Raw genomic sequence first — 15941 nt, 5'->3', positions numbered from 1 at the left:
TCAGCCAGCACCTTTATCCACCAGAAACAGTTGGGAGGCAATGGCATGAAACATTGGCTGAACAAAAGCTTATTAACTAAACTGGTGGGGTGTTTTTCACTACTGTCCTTAGTCACCGTCAGTGTCGTTGCCGTTGGCTCCTTCGTCCAGGCACGTACGTCCCTCGAAACAGAAGTCCTAAACCGTCTCACCGTGGCGGCTGAACTTAAGGGATACCAACTGGATAAGTGGGTAAAGGACCAATTAAGTGACGTTTTGCTGGTCAGCCAGGAAGATAAAATTCGGGTAACGATCGAAACTTTGTTGACCACCAGCCCAGAGGATCCGGCCTATCAAACAGCTTACCAAGAGCTAACTGACCGTGTGACCAATCTGAGTGAGATTAAACCCAATCTCCGCAGTATTCGAATTACACGCAATAGCGGCTTTGTTATTTTTGCCTCAGATAACCCGAGCATCGAAAAGACCTATCGTCCCTTAGGGGCTCCAGCCACTTACTTTACCCGCGATCGCATTAACATTGTTGTTCCCAATTTTTATATTTCCCCAAACAGCCAGAAAGCTGCTGTTACAGTAGCCACACCGATTTTAGATGACCAAGGGACACGCATGGCAGCCCTCGTGGTCGATCTCGATCTTAACCAGGTCGATACCCTGATTCGCGATAATACAGGCCTAGGGAATACGGCGGAAACCTACTTGGTGGGACAAACCAAGACAAAAAACTTTTTTATTTCAAAGCAAACAGAGGGCGGCACATCGCAGGTCGCAGCAGACCAAATTAGCGTTAGTAGCCCAGGCATTGACCAAGCCATTAATCAACAAAAAAATGGATTTGGCCTATACAAAAACTACCAGGGGATTCCCGTGGTGGGTGTTTACCGCTGGTTACCTGAAGAAAACCTGGCCCTAATTGCTGAAATCGAACAGTCCACAGCCTTTTTACCCGCTCGAAAATTAGCCAGGAATATTGTCATTCTTGGATTGCTCTCCTCAGGAGTACTTTTAATTGCCGTATATTTGCTATCCCGGCGAATTATCCGTCCGATTTTGGCCATTAGCGACGCGGCCAATGGTTTAGCCCAGGGAGATTTGACCCAAACCGCCCCTGTGATGACGACGGATGAAGTGGGAACGTTGGCCACAACCTTCAACCAAATGGCTAGTCAGCTACGAACATCCTTCGAAACCCTAGAATATCGAGTGGCAGAACGAACGGCAGAACTAGCAGACGCGAAGGAACAAGCCGATGCCGCTAACCAGGCAAAGAGCGATTTTTTAGCCAATATGAGCCACGAGTTACGGACGCCACTCAATGGCATCATGGGCTATGCCCAGATCCTAAGGCGGACGAAAACATTGCCCCCAGAAGAGAAAAACGGCGTGAACGTTATTCATCGCTGTGGTTCTCACCTGCTCACATTGATTAACGATATTCTAGATCTCTCTAAAATTGAGGCCCGTAAGCTAGAACTCATGCCAACGGCGGTTCATTTACCGTCTCTGTTACAAAGCGTGGTCGAGATGTGTGAAATGCGGGCAGAGCAAAAAGGGATTGAATTTGTTTATCAACCCAGTTCCCGTTTGCCAGCGGGCATCGAAGTTGATGAAAAGCGCCTACGCCAGGTTTTGATTAATCTCCTGAGTAACGCCATCAAATTTACTGACAGTGGCACCGTTACCTTAAGCGTGGACGTCCTGGAGCTCTCTGAAGCCCATAGCAACCTGTTTTTTCAGGTAAAAGACACCGGAGTCGGCATTGCCGAGGACGATTGTGCCAAACTATTTGAAGCATTTGAACAAGTGGGAGACCATCGAAAACAGTCCGAGGGCACTGGATTGGGATTGGCCATTAGCCAGCGCATCATAAAATTAATGGGCAGCCACATTCAGGTTAAAAGTCAACTAGGGGAAGGAAGTGAGTTCTTCTTCACCGCTGAAGTACCTCGCGCCCAGGATTGGGTACAACAACAAGATATTGCAGCCAGCGATCGCATCATTGGTTATGAAGGCAAGCGCCATACCATTCTGGTGATCGATGACCGTTGGGAAAACCGAGCCGTTCTAACTAATTTACTAGAGTCTCTAGACTTTGAAGTGATTCAAGCCATCAATGGCCAGAATGGTTTAGACCAGCTCCAATCAACGCCCCCGGATCTAATCATTACCGATTTAGCCATGCCAGTAATGGATGGATTTGAGTTTTTACTACATATTCGTAGCAGTGAAACGTTAAAACACACCAAAGTACTGGTCTCCTCCGCATCAGTGGCGCAAATGGACCAGCAGATGGCTTTGGATGCGGGGGGGGATGGATTCTTGGTCAAGCCCGTAGATATCAAAGAACTGATACAGTTACTGACCACCCATTTAAATCTGACGTGGATCCATGAACCCGATGGCAACGAGCCGATACTATCCCAACCCACCGAGTTGATTTTACCTCCACAGGAAACCTTAGAATGCCTATTGGAACCCGCTCAAATTGGCGACCTAAAACAACTATGTGAACAGCTCGATAGCCTAGTTAACACAGAGAACACCTATCTAGCTTTTGCTGAACCCATTAGGCAATTGGCAAAGGAATTCAAAGCCGAAGAAATCGAGGAATTACTGCAGCAGTATATGGCCAAGGAAATTACCCATGCAGGATAAAACCACGATTTTAGTTGTTGATGATATCCCTAACAACCTAGAAGTTGTTAGGGATACGCTCATATCCCAAGGATATTTAGCAACCACAGCTATCAGTGGCGAACGGGCGCTGAAACGCCTGCAAAAACACATTCCCGACCTAATTTTATTAGATGTGCAGATGCCGGGAATTGATGGGTTCGAAACCTGCCGCCAAATCAAACAACATCCAGAATGGAAAGATATTCCCATTATCTTTCTCACCGCCCTCACCGATACGGACAGTATTGTTAAAGGGTTTACCCTAGGGGCCGTTGACTATATCAGCAAACCGTTCCAAGAAGCAGAATTGTTAGCGCGGGTAAATACCCACCTACAACTACGCTCCCTAAACAAAAATTTGGAAACCACCCTAAGCACGCTAAAAACTACCCAGGCCCAGCTTATTCATGCAGAAAAAATGTCCTCCCTAGGACAAACGGTGGCCGGTGTTGCCCATGAAATCAACAACCCCATTGGTTTTATCGCTGGCAATCTTGAACCATTAGAGGATTATTTTGAAGACTTAAAAGAGTTGTTAGCACTTTACCAACAGGAATATCCAGAGCCCAGTTCCTTAATTCAAGCAAAACAAGCGGACATTCATCTAGATTTTCTAGTTCAAGATGTGCCCAAAATCCTCAGCTCTATGCAGGTGGGTAGCGATCGCATTCAAAAAATTGTTGCAAGTTTGCGCAAGTTTGCATGTTTAGATGAGACCCCCTGCAAAGCTGCCAACATTCACAGTGGCATTGACAGCACCCTGTCGCTTATGCAACATCGCTTAAATGCAACAGATACATGTTCCGCCATCAGCATTATTCGCGATTACGGCACCCTGCCCAGCATTACCTGCTACCCCAATCAACTAAATCAAGTCTTCTTACACATCCTTAATAACGCTATTGATGCTATTCGAGACTGCCAAGACTATGATAAAACACCTGAAATTCTTATTCATACAGCAGTCATAAATGATCGGCAGATTCAGGTTTCAATCACGAACACAGGCAAGATAATTCCCCAAAAAGAACAAAACAGAATCTTTGAACCCTTTTTCACCACTAAACCCGTTGGTCAGGGGAAGGGCCTAGGACTTTTCATCAGCTATTCCATCATCAGCAACCATGGCGGCACGATAAAGGTCTCTTCTCAGCCAGACAATAAAACGACCTTTGAAATCACCTTACCCTATCAATCCAGCTAAGGGTTGAGGAAGATTCTGCTGTAGATCCTACCTTAGAAAAAGAAATGAATTAAACCCATAGTTTTCAACGCTAGCCAACCTACCGAAGGAACTTTCGTCAGTCAGCCAGCCAAAGACTCATCGTATCTATGGCTAAAACTTAGAATAAGAGATCATCGAGGGAGCTCAAATATGGGCATCTTGAAGCATAGTTGTTCTTGGGAGTTTATATGAAACGTTTGCTCCATCCCATATTAGCCTCTGCCTTCATAGGACTATCCCTATTCTATTTTTCCACCGCCAAGGCAAACCAGTCAGAATTCCCCCAGAACGGCCACCCTCAGGAGCAACCGATTGTTGATGTCTATCGATACCATGGACTGAAACCAGCCACAGGAGACGAGGCCTCGGACGGTATCTACCAGGACTTTTCCCGAGGGACAGCTACCGTTGGCAAATTCTGGGCCGACCCCGATGCCAAACTCCATGATGGCAACGATTTTAGCTGGGTCAAATCCCATGTCAACCGCTATCAGCCCAAGCCTTATCTCACCGTAGAATTTGCCCGCCATGGCCATGGCACCAGCGTCAGTGTTGTTCCCAAGAACCTGGTGCCAGAAAAACTGCCTAAAACAGCTCAAATCACCTTTGAAGCCAGGTCTTCATCCCCTGTATGTGTGGGTCTGCGCTTTATGGATCGCGATGGAGAGATTTGGGCCCATGGTGTACCCCCCCTAGAATACGAGAGGCTATGTGTGGAACCTGGCCAGCAATGGACTAAAATTTCGGTGCCCATCGCGGCCAACCATCCCAACTGGTTTAAGTTTCAACACAGTGGCAATGTGGAGCTTGGCAACCAAATCATGGAAGCCGATTTAATCGCCGGACTACAATTTGAAGTAGGGCTAACGGGAGAATATTATTTTTCACCCGGCACAGCATCATTCGACCTACGTGAAATTACAATTACCCCCTCAGCAGCACCGCAACCTTAGTCTACGTAAAATCACGGTCAACGCCCTAACAACACAACGGATAAAATCTACGTAAAATCACGGTTATTTCCCTAAAAGGACTGTAACAAAGAATAAGACTTTTTATATTTTTTTTCTTGTTACATTTTCAACAGAAACCCTGAAAACCACTAGGAATAGCACAGTCACGGATTATCCCATTGCCTAAATCTGCAAGGAATGTGGCATTAAGTACGTAGAAACGAAAATCATTTAATGGCAGAATAAAAAGAGCACAGGTGGTCATCGCCCTTTAGACTCATCTACCAATCGTCATGTTTACTACATTTAGTGAGACTCGGTTCATCAATCTGTTAGAAGCCCCCATCGCTATTCGGTTTTCAGAAAATTACGCATTTCTCGACGGAGAACGCCCCTTGCCTAAAACCGGAACAAACAAATTCTGGAACTGGATAGGCATCGGATTTATTGCATTCGGCATCCTGGCCTTACCCACCGTAGTTATCGGTCTAATTTACGATGCCGTATCCCAGGGTAGACCGTTCCAATGGATGCAGCTGCTGATTCTGTTGATCTTACCCGTGGGTTTATACATCGCCGGCCACCTGGCGCGCAAAGACTACGTTCGTCGCAGATATGTGGCATTGGCCGCCACCCACATTGTGCCGGGCATCATTACTTCTACTATGCGCCTGCAAAAGGTACACTATGTCACCTTTGAGTTTAGCTCTCCCATCGATGGCAAAATTCTCCGTGGTCAAGAACCCGTAGGCATTCTAGAACCCGTTATGCGCGTTTTGCAGCCCCAGGCCACCATTGGGGTGTTGTTTGCTGACGCCACACACTACACCATGCTATAGGCCCCCAAGGTTCACTCCGGGCCACACTCCCTTTTACAATGGGTCCCGGACCTATGTTGGAGCGCCCCATGCCAAAACTGCTTGTGACGGGAGCCAGTGGCTTTCTGGGTTGGAATCTATGCCAAATGGCTTCCCCCCACTGGGATGTGTATGGCATCTACCATTCCAAAGCGTTAACGATTCCTGGCGCTACGCTGCTCCAAGCAGACTTAACCAATTTTCAGGCATTGCACCAACTGTTTCAAACGATTCAGCCCGATGGAGTCATCCACCTGGCAGCTGAATCAAAGCCCAATTGGTGCCAGGAAAATCCAGAAACGTCCCACCGGATCAATGTGGTTTTATCTCGCACCCTGGCCCAACAGTGTGCGATCGCGAATATTCCCTTTGTGTTTGCCTCCAGCGACCAGGTGTTTGACGGTCTCAATGCGCCTTACACAGAAGACGATCCGCTTTCTCCAGTGAATCTATACGGCGAACAAAAAGCATTGGCAGAGTCGGAAATACTCCAATGTTATCCCCAGGCTGCGGTATGCCGTATGCCCCTGATGTTTGGTGCGGCACCGCCAACGGCCAACAGTTTTTTGCAACCGTTTCTCCAAATGTTGCGCAACAAACAGGAGTTAAACCTATTCACCGATGAGATTCGCACCCCCGCCAGTGGCACCACTGCGGCCAAGGGGCTGTTGCTAGCCCTGGACAAGGTGCAAGGCATTGTCCATTTAGGCGGAAAAGAACGGATCTCTCGCTATGATTTTGGTCGTTTGATGGTGGACGTTTTTGAACTGCCCCCAGAAGGGTTAAAGGCCGGTCGGCAACGGGATGTGCCAATGTCGGCCCCGCGCCCGCCAGACGTTTCTTTAGATAGTAGTAAGGCCTTTGCCCTGGGGTATGCGCCCCTATCTATCCGTGGGGAACTAGCCGCATTGCGGGGCCAGGTGTAAGGGTGCGCCTCGCCATGGAAGGCCGGTTCCCCATCACTATGGGCAATGGCCCCAGGGTAATGGGGTGCACCGCAGCTACATTTTGCCCCCATAGGTACGTGCGGCAGCGTTTTTTTGGCGGTAAAGTAAAAGGGCTGTGCACCTATAATTTTCCATGAGCAATGCCGTTGAGTGGACCACTGAAGCAAAAGCCCGCCTAAAGGAAATTCCTTTTTTCGTGCGTCCAGCGGCCCGCAAGAAAATCGAAAAATTTGCCCAGGAAGCCGGAGCTACTGAAATTACTATCGAAGTCTACGAACAGGCCAAGAAAAAGTTTGGATAATTGGCATATTAAAACAGTGGGTAGATGAGAATGGGTCGTTTGCGTTGGTTATTTTTGCTGGGTTTGGTGTTGCTAATGCAGGCCTGCAGTCAGTTTGGCACGGTGCCGCCCCAGGCAATTGTGGAGCGGGGTTTGGCACTGAAAATAGCCCAAACACAGCAGGCGCTGATCGCTCAGCTATCGCCCCAGGTGCTACAGCTGCCCAACTTTAAGCTACGCCAGGTGGATGTGACCCAGCGGGAAGCCCAGGACAATGATGTTTTCCATGTGCAGGGCACCTACCAGGCCATCATTCAGCTCACTAGTCGAGAAACGAAAGAAGCGGGACCGTTTGACATTTATATCGCCCGAGAGAATGCGGAGGATACGGTCAGTTGGTTTTTGGTCTCTGGTGATAAAAGAGATTTACTGGTAACGAATCCTAAGTAATCGGGGGCGATGTAGAGCATACCTCGTAGACCTGAGGGTTGAGCGCAGTCGAAACCCGACTACGCGCTTTATCAGTCAAAACCGTAATCACTATCAAGCCTGATGGAGTTTTACCGGAAGGGTCTTTATAATGCTTGAAGGCACAGTTAGTCGCATTAGGGCTTTGCATGGGCAATCCGGTTTCCATATTTTTGGCCTATGCCAGGGCAGATGAAGCCGATAGGCAGGAATTGGAAGCGCATTTGATGCCGCTGAAGCGCAGTGGCTTGGTGAGCACCTGGCACTATGGCTGCAGCAAAAAACTCGAATTCTAAAAGCTCAGCAAACATTGAAATTGCTCAAAGTTTAAGAACTGAATCATTACTTGTATGGGTTTTCTGACACTCGATAGAATGGTTAGCTAAAATCTATCGATGAGGGTTGCTGTCTTATGGAGAAACAGTCTTATTCAACAGATATTAAACAATCAGTAAAAACCAATAATTCATCGATAGTATTCGAGGTTTCAGATGTATCATCCACCGATAGACGATTCCCGGAGATCTCCTATTATCAGGCCGTAGATGCCTTACTGAAGGTACCTACAGATTGGCGAGAGCATTTCAAAAATAGAGAAGAACGAGAACAGGTCCCAGACCCAGGATTGTCTTTTGAGGCTTGCTCCAACTATCGTGGAACGCTACTTGCCGCTGCTGGAGTTCACCCGTTTGTTGCAGCGGTGCATGGTGCTTTTGCAGAACATCGCCCCCTAAGTTTATCTCCAGATATGATTTGGCTACTCATCAGTCAGGGACTGGCCAGTCATATCAATGTGCATGCAGACAAACTCAGATCTCAATTTGTTCAGCATCAGAAAAAAATCAAGATCGAGGTTCGGCGTGATGACTTTGTCAAAGGCTCTCCAGAGAATCCCTGGGAGGAAGTATTCGAATCTTTTTCTGCCCAAATTCGTCAACACGTTGGACCTGCTACCCATGATTTGCTCATTCCCCACTTTTCGACGACTCGTGCGGTAGAGAAGGCTGCGTCAGAACTGGTTCTTCTAGATGCAATGCAGCCTTATTTTGACTATAGTCTTATGACCGCTTGTGGAATTCCAAGAATAAGACTGGAAGGAACAGTGGCCGACTGGCAGGACTTGCTAGAGCGAACAAAAAGACTCGCAGAATTTGAGCTGCAGTGGTGGGTTGATTTACTGATTCCGGTCTTAGACCAATTTATTATGGCTGCCCAAGGTCAGTCAGATAAAACGTTTTGGCAGTCATTCTACAAATTTCAAAATGCTAGTGGAGGCCCTTATATCACTGGATGGATTATAGTATTTTTCCCATACTTAACAGACTCGAAAACTCGCCAAGTAAATCGGAAAAATCCCTGGTTAATTAAGGGTAATCATCAACTGCAAGGGCTACGATATGGCATCAATAATCATGAGGATGATGTTTTTTCTGAAATGTCAGGGAGTGATTTTCCCAGTGGATTAGCTAAAGTCCCCTTTCGTTGGAAGTATTTAGCACAATGCTTTGACATGGAACTTTTGGGTGGATTTGTTGGAGTTAAGCAAGATTCCAACGATCTTTTCCTTCGGCCTGAAATTGGTTGGGTCGTTCGTGAAAATTAGCACCGCTCACCGAAACTATGCGATGTACCAGCATCCTATTTAGTCTGGTGCCCAGCCTCTGGCTGGGCATAACTCTCAAGGCTCCTGCCTTCTGCACAAGTGGCAGAGCCACAATCGCCCGCTCCAGGCAGAGCCTGAGTGCGAGTTAGAGCCTCCCCTTTTCCTGCAGCAAAAATCTTCTCAGCAATGCCCACCCTACCCAAATTATCAAAATCAAAAAAGTTGAATCAGATCGGTCACACGCACCCATAAAGCATCACGTAGTATATAGGCTACAAATTTAACCGTAATTTGCTGGTGAGTCTTTGTAGCTGCACTCTATCTGATTTAAATTTCAAAAGGCTTTATGGCCACTGCATCTACGTTTCGAGAACATACCTACACTGGTGAAGCCGATTTAGACGCCATCGCCAGGTTAATTAACGCCTGCCGTGAGGCAGATGATTTGGACAGTCGTACCTCCGTCAGAGACCTAAGGGAGGCTTTTGCCAGCCCAGGGTTTGATCCTGACCATGACCTACGACTATGGAAAGATGTCCAAGGCAATGTGGTTGCCATGGCAACTCTCTGGCACGATTCCCAACCCAACGAAACCGAATTTCTAGGGTCGGTTTACTTCAATGTTCATCCCCATCTGCGCGGTGACGGGTTAGAAGACGCTGCCATGATCTGGGCTGAACAGCGTCTGCGGGAAGTTAGTCCAGAAGGATTGCCCCTGGTATTCCACACGGGCTGTCGCGATAAACTTAGCGATCGCAAAAAACTGTTGCGCCAATTTGGGTTTACCCCCATCCGCTACTTCTATGAGCTAAAACGCTCCCTAGAAGGAGATATTGCCGTACCGTCATTGCCCAATGGCTGGAAAATTCGCCCAGTGGATGCCAACAGCGACGCTACCGCCTGGGTCGCCATGTTTAACCAGTCCTTTGTGGACCACTGGAACCACACTCCCATGACACTGGAAGAGTTCCATCACTACACCCAATCTGCTGATTACAACCCAGCTCTGGATTTAGTGATTGAAACCGATGAGGGCACATTAGTTACCTTCTGCTATAGCGCCATTGACCCTGACTATAATCAGCGGCTGGGGCGCAAAGAGGGGTACGTATGTTTGTTGGGCACCCGACGGGGCTACCGTCGCCGGGGACTGGCCCGAACTCTCTTGATGGCTGGCCTCCAGCGTCTACAGGCTAGGGGTATGGACACTGCCACCATCGGTGTCGATGCCGAAAATCCCAGTGGTGCCTTCGCCCTGTATAAGTCCGTTGGCTTTAGCGAAGATTTTCGCTCAACGGTTTATCGAAAAGTGTTGTCTCCTTAGACAATGACGATCAAACATGAATTAGTTTATTTGTCTGGTGCTCAGCCTCTAGCTGGGCACCACTTTCATGTTCCTCTTAATCTGCCTGCATCACCTGCTGCGCCACACTCACCGGCACATTAGAAAAATATTGTCGCTGAAACTGTTCTTCTTCCAAGCTAGCCAAAAACAACCGCAGACCAGCCTGTTGCTGTTCCCTGTCAGCTGCCAAACCAGCCTCGTAGGTCAGCACCACCGCCTGGGCAGTCCCTGCCTCATCCCGAAAGCCAAAACTCTCCAGCGCCGCCAGCCCCACCTTTAAGGCAGCGTATCCAATGCTTAGTTTCTCCATCAGCTCCGCTATTGTCACCGTTTTCCCGGTGCGGGCCACATATTTCGCCACCCCCACCAGCTGCTTCCACACCTCCATTGGCGCCTGCACCTCAGCAGGGGGCTTATAAGCCAGCACCAGCGGCGTATGCTGCTGTGTGGCCTGATGAAACCAGGGTCGCAACTCCTGCCAGGTGGTGGGGCACTGGGTCACCACCAGACCATCGGCTGGCTCTGATTCTGTTTCTTGCGATCGCAAATCAATTACCTGCTGCGTCGGCGCAGTTACCTCAGCCTCAGCCTGCACTGTTCTCACATCCACAATGCGCACCTCATAGCCCCCATATTGGGGCTTCTTCTGCCGTGAATAGGCATTAAAATCTAGCTCCACCACCACATCACACCGCCCCACGGGCAAATCATCCTTGTAGTGGCCCCACCACAGTCCTGGAAATCCAGCCGTACAGGTATCGTCCTTGAGTAAAAAGTGGGTCTTAATAAACCGCAGCTTGCGGTTGGACACCGGGTCCTTGATCTTTTGGTGCCAAGTATTATCAAACCAAGCATTGCGAATCAGCAGGCGCGGCACCGGATTGCCCATGCCATAGGGTTCTAGCAAATTGAGCTGCTGAAACAGCCCTTTGCCCAGCTCACAGACGCTAATTTCAAGATCCACCTGAATCGTCGGCCCAGAGGGACTGCCTATCTGCCGCAGCTGCCGGTTGAGGGCAGCGGCAAACACCGCCACATTGTCCACGGGCAGGGTCATCCCCGCCGCAAAGGGGTGACCACCAAAGCTGGTGAGTAAATGGGACTGCTCGGTAACCAGCTGATAGAGATCGATCCGATTCACCGACCGGGCCGACCCCCGCGCCACCTCGCCATCGATGGTGAGCAAAATCGTCGGCTTGCCATATTCCTGGGCCACCTGCCCCGCCACAATGCCCAACACCCCCGTGGGCCATTGGGCATCCGCCAGCACAATCACCTGCACCGTGGCCATATCCAGCTCGCCCAGGCGCTGAATCACCTGGGTGTGCACATCCTTTTGCAAGGCCTTGCGGCGGGTGTTGGCCCATTCGGTCTGCTGGGCCAGCTCCCGACAATGGTCGGGGTCTTGGCTGGTGAGCAGTTCGACACAAAACTGGGCGTCGCCATGGATGCGGCTCACGGCATTGATTCTGGGACCAATGCCAAAGGAAATATCCGTGGGCCGATCGCCGGTGCGGCGACACAGCTTGAGTAGCTCCGCCACACCAGGCCGAATCGGCGCCTGGGTTCGCAGGTGGGTCTGCAGCTGCCGAATTCCCATTTGGGCCAAATATCGACAGTCGCCGCTGAGCTGGACCAAATCGGCAATCAGGCCAATGGCCACCAGGTCAGTGAGTTCTGCCAAGGGCCGTAGCGCCACGTTGATGGGGCTGCCCTTTGTGGCGGCATAGAGGGCTTCGATCAGCTTATAGGCCACCGCCACACCGGACAGATGGGCCAGGGGATGATCGGCGGCAAAGTAGCGGGGATTGACGATGGCCACCACGGGAGGGCGCTCGGCGGGCAGGGTGTGGTGGTCGGTGACAATCACCTCAATGCCGAGGCTGCGGGCATGGTCTATTTCGGTGAGGTTGGTGCTGCCGTTGTCGCAGGTGATCACCAGGGTGGTGCCCTTGTCGGCCAGGGCATCGAGGCCGTGGATGGATAAGCCGTGGGAATCGGTCAGCCGATTGGGGATGAAATAGTTGAGCCTGTCTGGCCCAAAAAACTGCCGCAGCCCATCCCACAGCACCGCCGTGGAGGTAATGCCATCGGCATCGAAGTCGCCCCAGATGGTAACGGTTTCGTCGTTTTCGATCGCCTGGAGGATACGCCCTAGGGCCTGGGTCATTTCGGTGCCAAAGGCCTCGGGCGATGTGGGTCCATAGGCATCTGGATTGATAAATAGCGTTAGCCCCTCAGCGGTGCGAATGCCGCGCCGCCACAGAAGTTCTGCACCGCGTTTCGGTGGGTTGGGCAACCCCGCCAGCCGTTGAACCGTATCGACCCAGTCGGCGGACATGGGTTCATCCGTGGGAAGCTGCCATTTGGGAGTTGGGGTAGTCGCCATAACCGGGCCGCGTTGCTATCTGTGGCTAATTTAGCTCCCTTCGAGGTTTATTGCCTGCAGTTTGGCTAAAATAGGCGGAAATTCTCCTGGTGGCTGTGATGCAAACTTGTAGCAGAGTCAATACCCTGTGGGAAACAATGCCGTGGTGATAGTTAGGAGTAGCTTGTGAAGCTTGGTGAATGGATTGGCCTACTCAGCATCCTCGCGACATTTTACATTTTGTGGAAGCTGCGGGCGATTTTGCTGCTGGTGTTTATGGCGGTGATTCTTGCGATCGCACTCAACAGTCTGGTGCGGCGTCTTCAGCAAACGGGCATCCCCAAACAGTTTACGATTCCCATCGTCCTGAGCACCACCTTTCTCTCCATCACCCTATTTTTACTGGGTGTTGTCCCGCCGTTTGTTGCCCAGTTCAACGAACTGCTGAAGGTGATCATCGACGGCATCGACCGCATCCCGCTTATTTTGGCCAACACCCTAGAATTTTTGGGCCAAAATGTCTCCCTGCCCGGACAGCTCAGATTTCCCGAGTCAGAAGAATTTCTCAACTGGCTCCAGTCCGTTGAAATCCTCAACTGGAATACCCTGTTCGATTCAGCGGTGCTGGATGTTTTTAGCAACTTCTTCTCATTTTTTAACTCGTCCCTGCGGGTACTACTGCAAGTATTGCTGGTGGTGATCCTATCCCTAATGTTTTTAGGCAACCCCACCGTCTATCGCAATTCACTGCTGCGGTTAATTCCCTCCTTTTATCGCCGCCGCGCCGACGGCATCTTACAAGAATGTGAGGTGGCCCTATGCAACTGGATGGGGGGCATTGTTCTCAATTCTGTTTTTATCTTTCTACTCAGCTTTGTTGGCCTCTTACTCTTGGGCATTGAATTTCCCTTCGCCAATGCCCTACTGGCCGGGGTGCTCAACTTTATTCCCAACGTGGGACCGAGCCTCAGCGTTATTTTTCCAGCGATTGTTGCCCTCACCAGCGACCCGCTCAAAATTATCCCCGTCATTGTGTGGTACGCCATCATTCAACAAATTGAAAGCTACTGGCTCACCCCCACGGTGATGGCTCGCCAAATTTCACTGCCCCCGGCGTTTACCCTCATCGCCCAGATTTGTTTTGCCGCCATCTTTGGCTTTTTGGGTCTGGTGCTGGCCCTACCCCTGGCCGTGGTTGCCAAAATCTGGATGCAGGAACTGTTGGTGAAAGATATTCTTGACCGCTGGAAAAAATCCAACCAAAAGCCATGGCAGCCTGCGATCGCAGGTGCCGCCCTACCAGCAGCCACCGACCCCCCATCGGGAATTGACCAACCATCGAATGAAGATCTAGAAACCAGTCGCCCAGTCAACAACGATTGAACAACATCGCTGTGTGACTATCACTGCGTCAACAGGTGCGGCTACAGCAGCCCCTAACTTTCCAGGTGCCATCAGCCTTATCTTCCCAACCTGGGCATCCTGAAGCCCAGATAGTCCTACACGCCACTATGTCCTTCGCCGCGAGCGTTCGTCATCTGCAAACCCTGATCATGTCCTTCCACCCCATCATTGTGGTGGAAACCGTAGAAGAACCCCGGGTGCAGCATCTGATCAACAAGTCCACCCTAGATCTCCAGCTCCCCGTGTACGAGTGGAGCATCGCCCAAGGTCTGGTGCGCATGGAGGGCAACCGCTACAATCGCTGGAAAAACGAATATGCCCCCCCCGGCGCCAGCCGCCCCGCCGTCGACGAAAACACCGCCGACCCCATCGATGCCCTACGCCACATTCAGGCCATCGCCCACCGGGCCATCTATTGGTTCAAAGACTTTTCCACCCACTTTGACGATCCGGTGGTCACCCGTTTGTTTCGAGAAGTGGCCCAGCAGTTTTCCCACAACCAATCCACCCTCCTAATTTCAGGGGAACAGGTTTCCCTATCTCGGGAGATTGCCCACGAGGCGGTGTATTTCGACATGCCCCTGCCGGACCGGGATGAACTACACAAGGCCATCGTCGATGCGGTCCAGGCCCTGCGGGGACGGATCAAAGTCAAACTCACCCCAGCAGAAATGCGCACCCTGGTGCATACCACCCAGGGCATGACCCTCAACCAAACCAAAAAGGTAATCGCCTACGCCGCCCTAGAAGATGGCCACCTCAACGCCGACGACATCGGCCGCGTGCTAGAGCGAAAAATGCAAATCATCCGCGAAAGCGGCCTGCTGGATTATATTCCCGTGGAAAAGAACACCGCTGAGCTCGGTGGGTTTCACGGCCTCAAACAGTGGCTCGCCCAGGCGCGCACCGGCTTTAGCAGCCAGGCCCAAGCCCTCAATCTCACGCCCCCCAAAGGGATTCTCATTGTGGGCATTCAGGGCTGTGGTAAATCGCTCGCCGCCAAAACCATTGCCCGCGAATGGCAAATGCCCCTACTCAAGCTGGATGCGGGGCGACTCTACGACAAATATGTGGGCGGTTCAGAAAAGAACTTTCGCCAGGCCGTTTCCCTCGCCGAAAAAATGGCCCCCGCCGTTCTCTGGATCGACGAAATTGAGAAAACCATGGGGGGCGCCCAAGGTGCGGACACCGATGGCGGCCTCAGCCGACGTTTGTTTGGGTCATTTCTCACCTGGCTCCAGGAAAAATCCCAGGAGGTGTTTGTGGTGGCCACCGCCAATGACATTTCCCAACTGCCGCCAGAACTGCTGCGCAAAGGCCGCTTTGATGAGATTTTCTTTGTGGACCTGCCCGATGCCGAAGAGCGAGCCACCATTCTTTCCATTCACCTCCAGCGTCACCACCAAGCCCCAGATCAGTTCAACCTGGTAGAACTGGTGCAAGCCACCGAAGGGTTTAGCGGCGCTGAAATTCAACAGCTGATCGTCTCCAGCCTATATCAGTCGATCCATCAACAATGCGCCCTGGACACGGCCCTGTTGGTGCAATCCATCAAGGCAACGGTGCCCCTATCCGTTTCTCGTCGGGAAGATATTCAACGGCTACGCTGTTTGGCCACCGATCGCTTTGTGCCAGTGAAGTGAAGAAGGCCACAAATTTTAGCTGGGCAAATTCTAGCTGGGCAAAGACTGAATGAAGTCGGAGTTCGGAATGGCCCCACTTCCGGCTTTCGAACTGCACATTCCTAATTCAAAAATGCCTTGGGCATACTGGGCCTAAGTAATGCGGATAACCGCTATGTAACTACTTCATAAA

Annotated in this window: 13 protein-coding genes; 12 read left to right on the top strand and 1 reads right to left on the bottom strand. The window is 50.7% G+C overall.

The genetic code is table 11. The features are described from left to right. The first annotated feature begins 45 nt into the window (after window positions 1-45). The 10 genes from IXB28_RS06950 to IXB28_RS06905 all read left to right on the top strand — a co-directional run bounded on the left by IXB28_RS06950 (window position 46) and on the right by IXB28_RS06905 (window position 10333). Entirely contained in the window at window positions 46-2655 is a 2610-nt protein-coding gene (locus IXB28_RS06950) for a hybrid sensor histidine kinase/response regulator (protein WP_215617798.1), read from the top strand. Beyond that, window positions 2645-3880 carry a sensor histidine kinase gene (locus IXB28_RS06945; protein ID WP_215617797.1) on the top strand — a complete coding sequence of 412 codons (1236 nt, stop codon included), beginning with the start codon at window positions 2645-2647 and terminating at the stop codon, window positions 3878-3880. The genes IXB28_RS06950 and IXB28_RS06945 overlap by 11 nt, the downstream gene beginning before the upstream one ends. A gap of 209 nt (window positions 3881-4089) precedes the next feature. Then, window positions 4090-4854 (top strand): hypothetical protein, encoded by a 765-nt coding sequence (locus tag IXB28_RS06940; RefSeq protein ID WP_215617796.1) that lies wholly within the window; start codon window positions 4090-4092, stop codon window positions 4852-4854. 293 nt (window positions 4855-5147) lie between these two features. Continuing rightward, entirely contained in the window at window positions 5148-5693 is a 546-nt protein-coding gene (locus IXB28_RS06935; RefSeq protein ID WP_215617795.1) for a hypothetical protein, read from the top strand. Between the two features lie 68 nt (window positions 5694-5761). After that, window positions 5762-6637: an SDR family oxidoreductase gene (locus IXB28_RS06930; RefSeq protein ID WP_215617794.1), complete on the top strand. Its 876-nt coding sequence runs from the start codon at window positions 5762-5764 to the stop codon at window positions 6635-6637. Window positions 6638-6791: 154 nt separating this feature from the next. Next, window positions 6792-6959 (top strand): PCP reductase family protein, encoded by a 168-nt coding sequence (locus tag IXB28_RS06925; RefSeq protein WP_215617793.1) that lies wholly within the window; start codon window positions 6792-6794, stop codon window positions 6957-6959. Between the two features lie 30 nt (window positions 6960-6989). Next, on the top strand, window positions 6990-7388 hold the full coding sequence (locus IXB28_RS06920) for a hypothetical protein (RefSeq protein WP_215617792.1): 399 nt from the start codon (window positions 6990-6992) through the stop codon (window positions 7386-7388). Window positions 7389-7555: 167 nt separating this feature from the next. Continuing rightward, window positions 7556-7702, top strand: coding sequence for a hypothetical protein (locus IXB28_RS06915; RefSeq protein ID WP_215617791.1), 147 nt, complete (start codon window positions 7556-7558; stop codon window positions 7700-7702). 116 nt (window positions 7703-7818) lie between these two features. Then, the gene (locus IXB28_RS06910) at window positions 7819-9009 is read left to right on the top strand and encodes a DUF4419 domain-containing protein (RefSeq protein ID WP_215617790.1); all 1191 of its coding nucleotides are present in this window, start codon (window positions 7819-7821) and stop codon (window positions 9007-9009) included. 346 nt (window positions 9010-9355) lie between these two features. Then, window positions 9356-10333: a GNAT family N-acetyltransferase gene (locus IXB28_RS06905; protein WP_215617789.1), complete on the top strand. Its 978-nt coding sequence runs from the start codon at window positions 9356-9358 to the stop codon at window positions 10331-10333. A gap of 76 nt (window positions 10334-10409) precedes the next feature. Here IXB28_RS06905 and recJ read toward each other — a convergent pair whose 3' ends face one another. After that, window positions 10410-12743: a single-stranded-DNA-specific exonuclease RecJ gene (gene recJ / locus IXB28_RS06900; protein ID WP_215617788.1), complete on the bottom strand. Its 2334-nt coding sequence runs from the start codon at window positions 12741-12743 to the stop codon at window positions 10410-10412. 165 nt (window positions 12744-12908) lie between these two features. On the opposite strand from recJ, the gene IXB28_RS06895 reads away from it, so the two are divergent. Further along, window positions 12909-14105, top strand: coding sequence for an AI-2E family transporter (locus IXB28_RS06895; RefSeq protein WP_215617787.1), 1197 nt, complete (start codon window positions 12909-12911; stop codon window positions 14103-14105). A 128-nt stretch (window positions 14106-14233) separates the two neighbouring features. Beyond that, a complete protein-coding gene (locus IXB28_RS06890) occupies window positions 14234-15769 on the top strand; it encodes an AAA family ATPase (RefSeq protein ID WP_215617786.1) in 1536 nt (511 codons plus the stop codon). Window positions 15770-15941: the final 172 nt, after the last annotated feature.

This window comes from Leptothoe kymatousa TAU-MAC 1615 (assembly GCF_018739865.1).
GTDB classification, from domain to species: domain Bacteria; phylum Cyanobacteriota; class Cyanobacteriia; order Phormidesmidales; family Phormidesmidaceae; genus Leptothoe; species Leptothoe kymatousa.
This window is presented reverse-complemented; position numbering and strand designations above follow the sequence as displayed.

Excerpts from the sequence above, each read along its gene's own strand:
- IXB28_RS06950 (WP_215617798.1), top strand. The coding sequence starts at position 46 with ATGAAACATTGGCTGAACAAAAGCTTATTAACTAAACTGGTGGGGTGT.
- IXB28_RS06945 (WP_215617797.1), top strand. The coding sequence starts at position 2,645 with ATGCAGGATAAAACCACGATTTTAGTTGTTGATGATATCCCTAACAAC.
- IXB28_RS06940 (WP_215617796.1), top strand. The coding sequence starts at position 4,090 with ATGAAACGTTTGCTCCATCCCATATTAGCCTCTGCCTTCATAGGACTA.
- IXB28_RS06935 (WP_215617795.1), top strand. The coding sequence starts at position 5,148 with ATGTTTACTACATTTAGTGAGACTCGGTTCATCAATCTGTTAGAAGCC.
- IXB28_RS06930 (WP_215617794.1), top strand. The coding sequence starts at position 5,762 with ATGCCAAAACTGCTTGTGACGGGAGCCAGTGGCTTTCTGGGTTGGAAT.
- IXB28_RS06925 (WP_215617793.1), top strand. The coding sequence starts at position 6,792 with ATGAGCAATGCCGTTGAGTGGACCACTGAAGCAAAAGCCCGCCTAAAG.
- IXB28_RS06920 (WP_215617792.1), top strand. The coding sequence starts at position 6,990 with ATGGGTCGTTTGCGTTGGTTATTTTTGCTGGGTTTGGTGTTGCTAATG.
- IXB28_RS06915 (WP_215617791.1), top strand. The coding sequence starts at position 7,556 with ATGGGCAATCCGGTTTCCATATTTTTGGCCTATGCCAGGGCAGATGAA.
- IXB28_RS06910 (WP_215617790.1), top strand. The coding sequence starts at position 7,819 with ATGGAGAAACAGTCTTATTCAACAGATATTAAACAATCAGTAAAAACC.
- IXB28_RS06905 (WP_215617789.1), top strand. The coding sequence starts at position 9,356 with ATGGCCACTGCATCTACGTTTCGAGAACATACCTACACTGGTGAAGCC.
- recJ (WP_215617788.1), bottom strand. The coding sequence starts at position 12,743 with ATGGCGACTACCCCAACTCCCAAATGGCAGCTTCCCACGGATGAACCC.
- IXB28_RS06890 (WP_215617786.1), top strand. The coding sequence starts at position 14,234 with ATGTCCTTCGCCGCGAGCGTTCGTCATCTGCAAACCCTGATCATGTCC.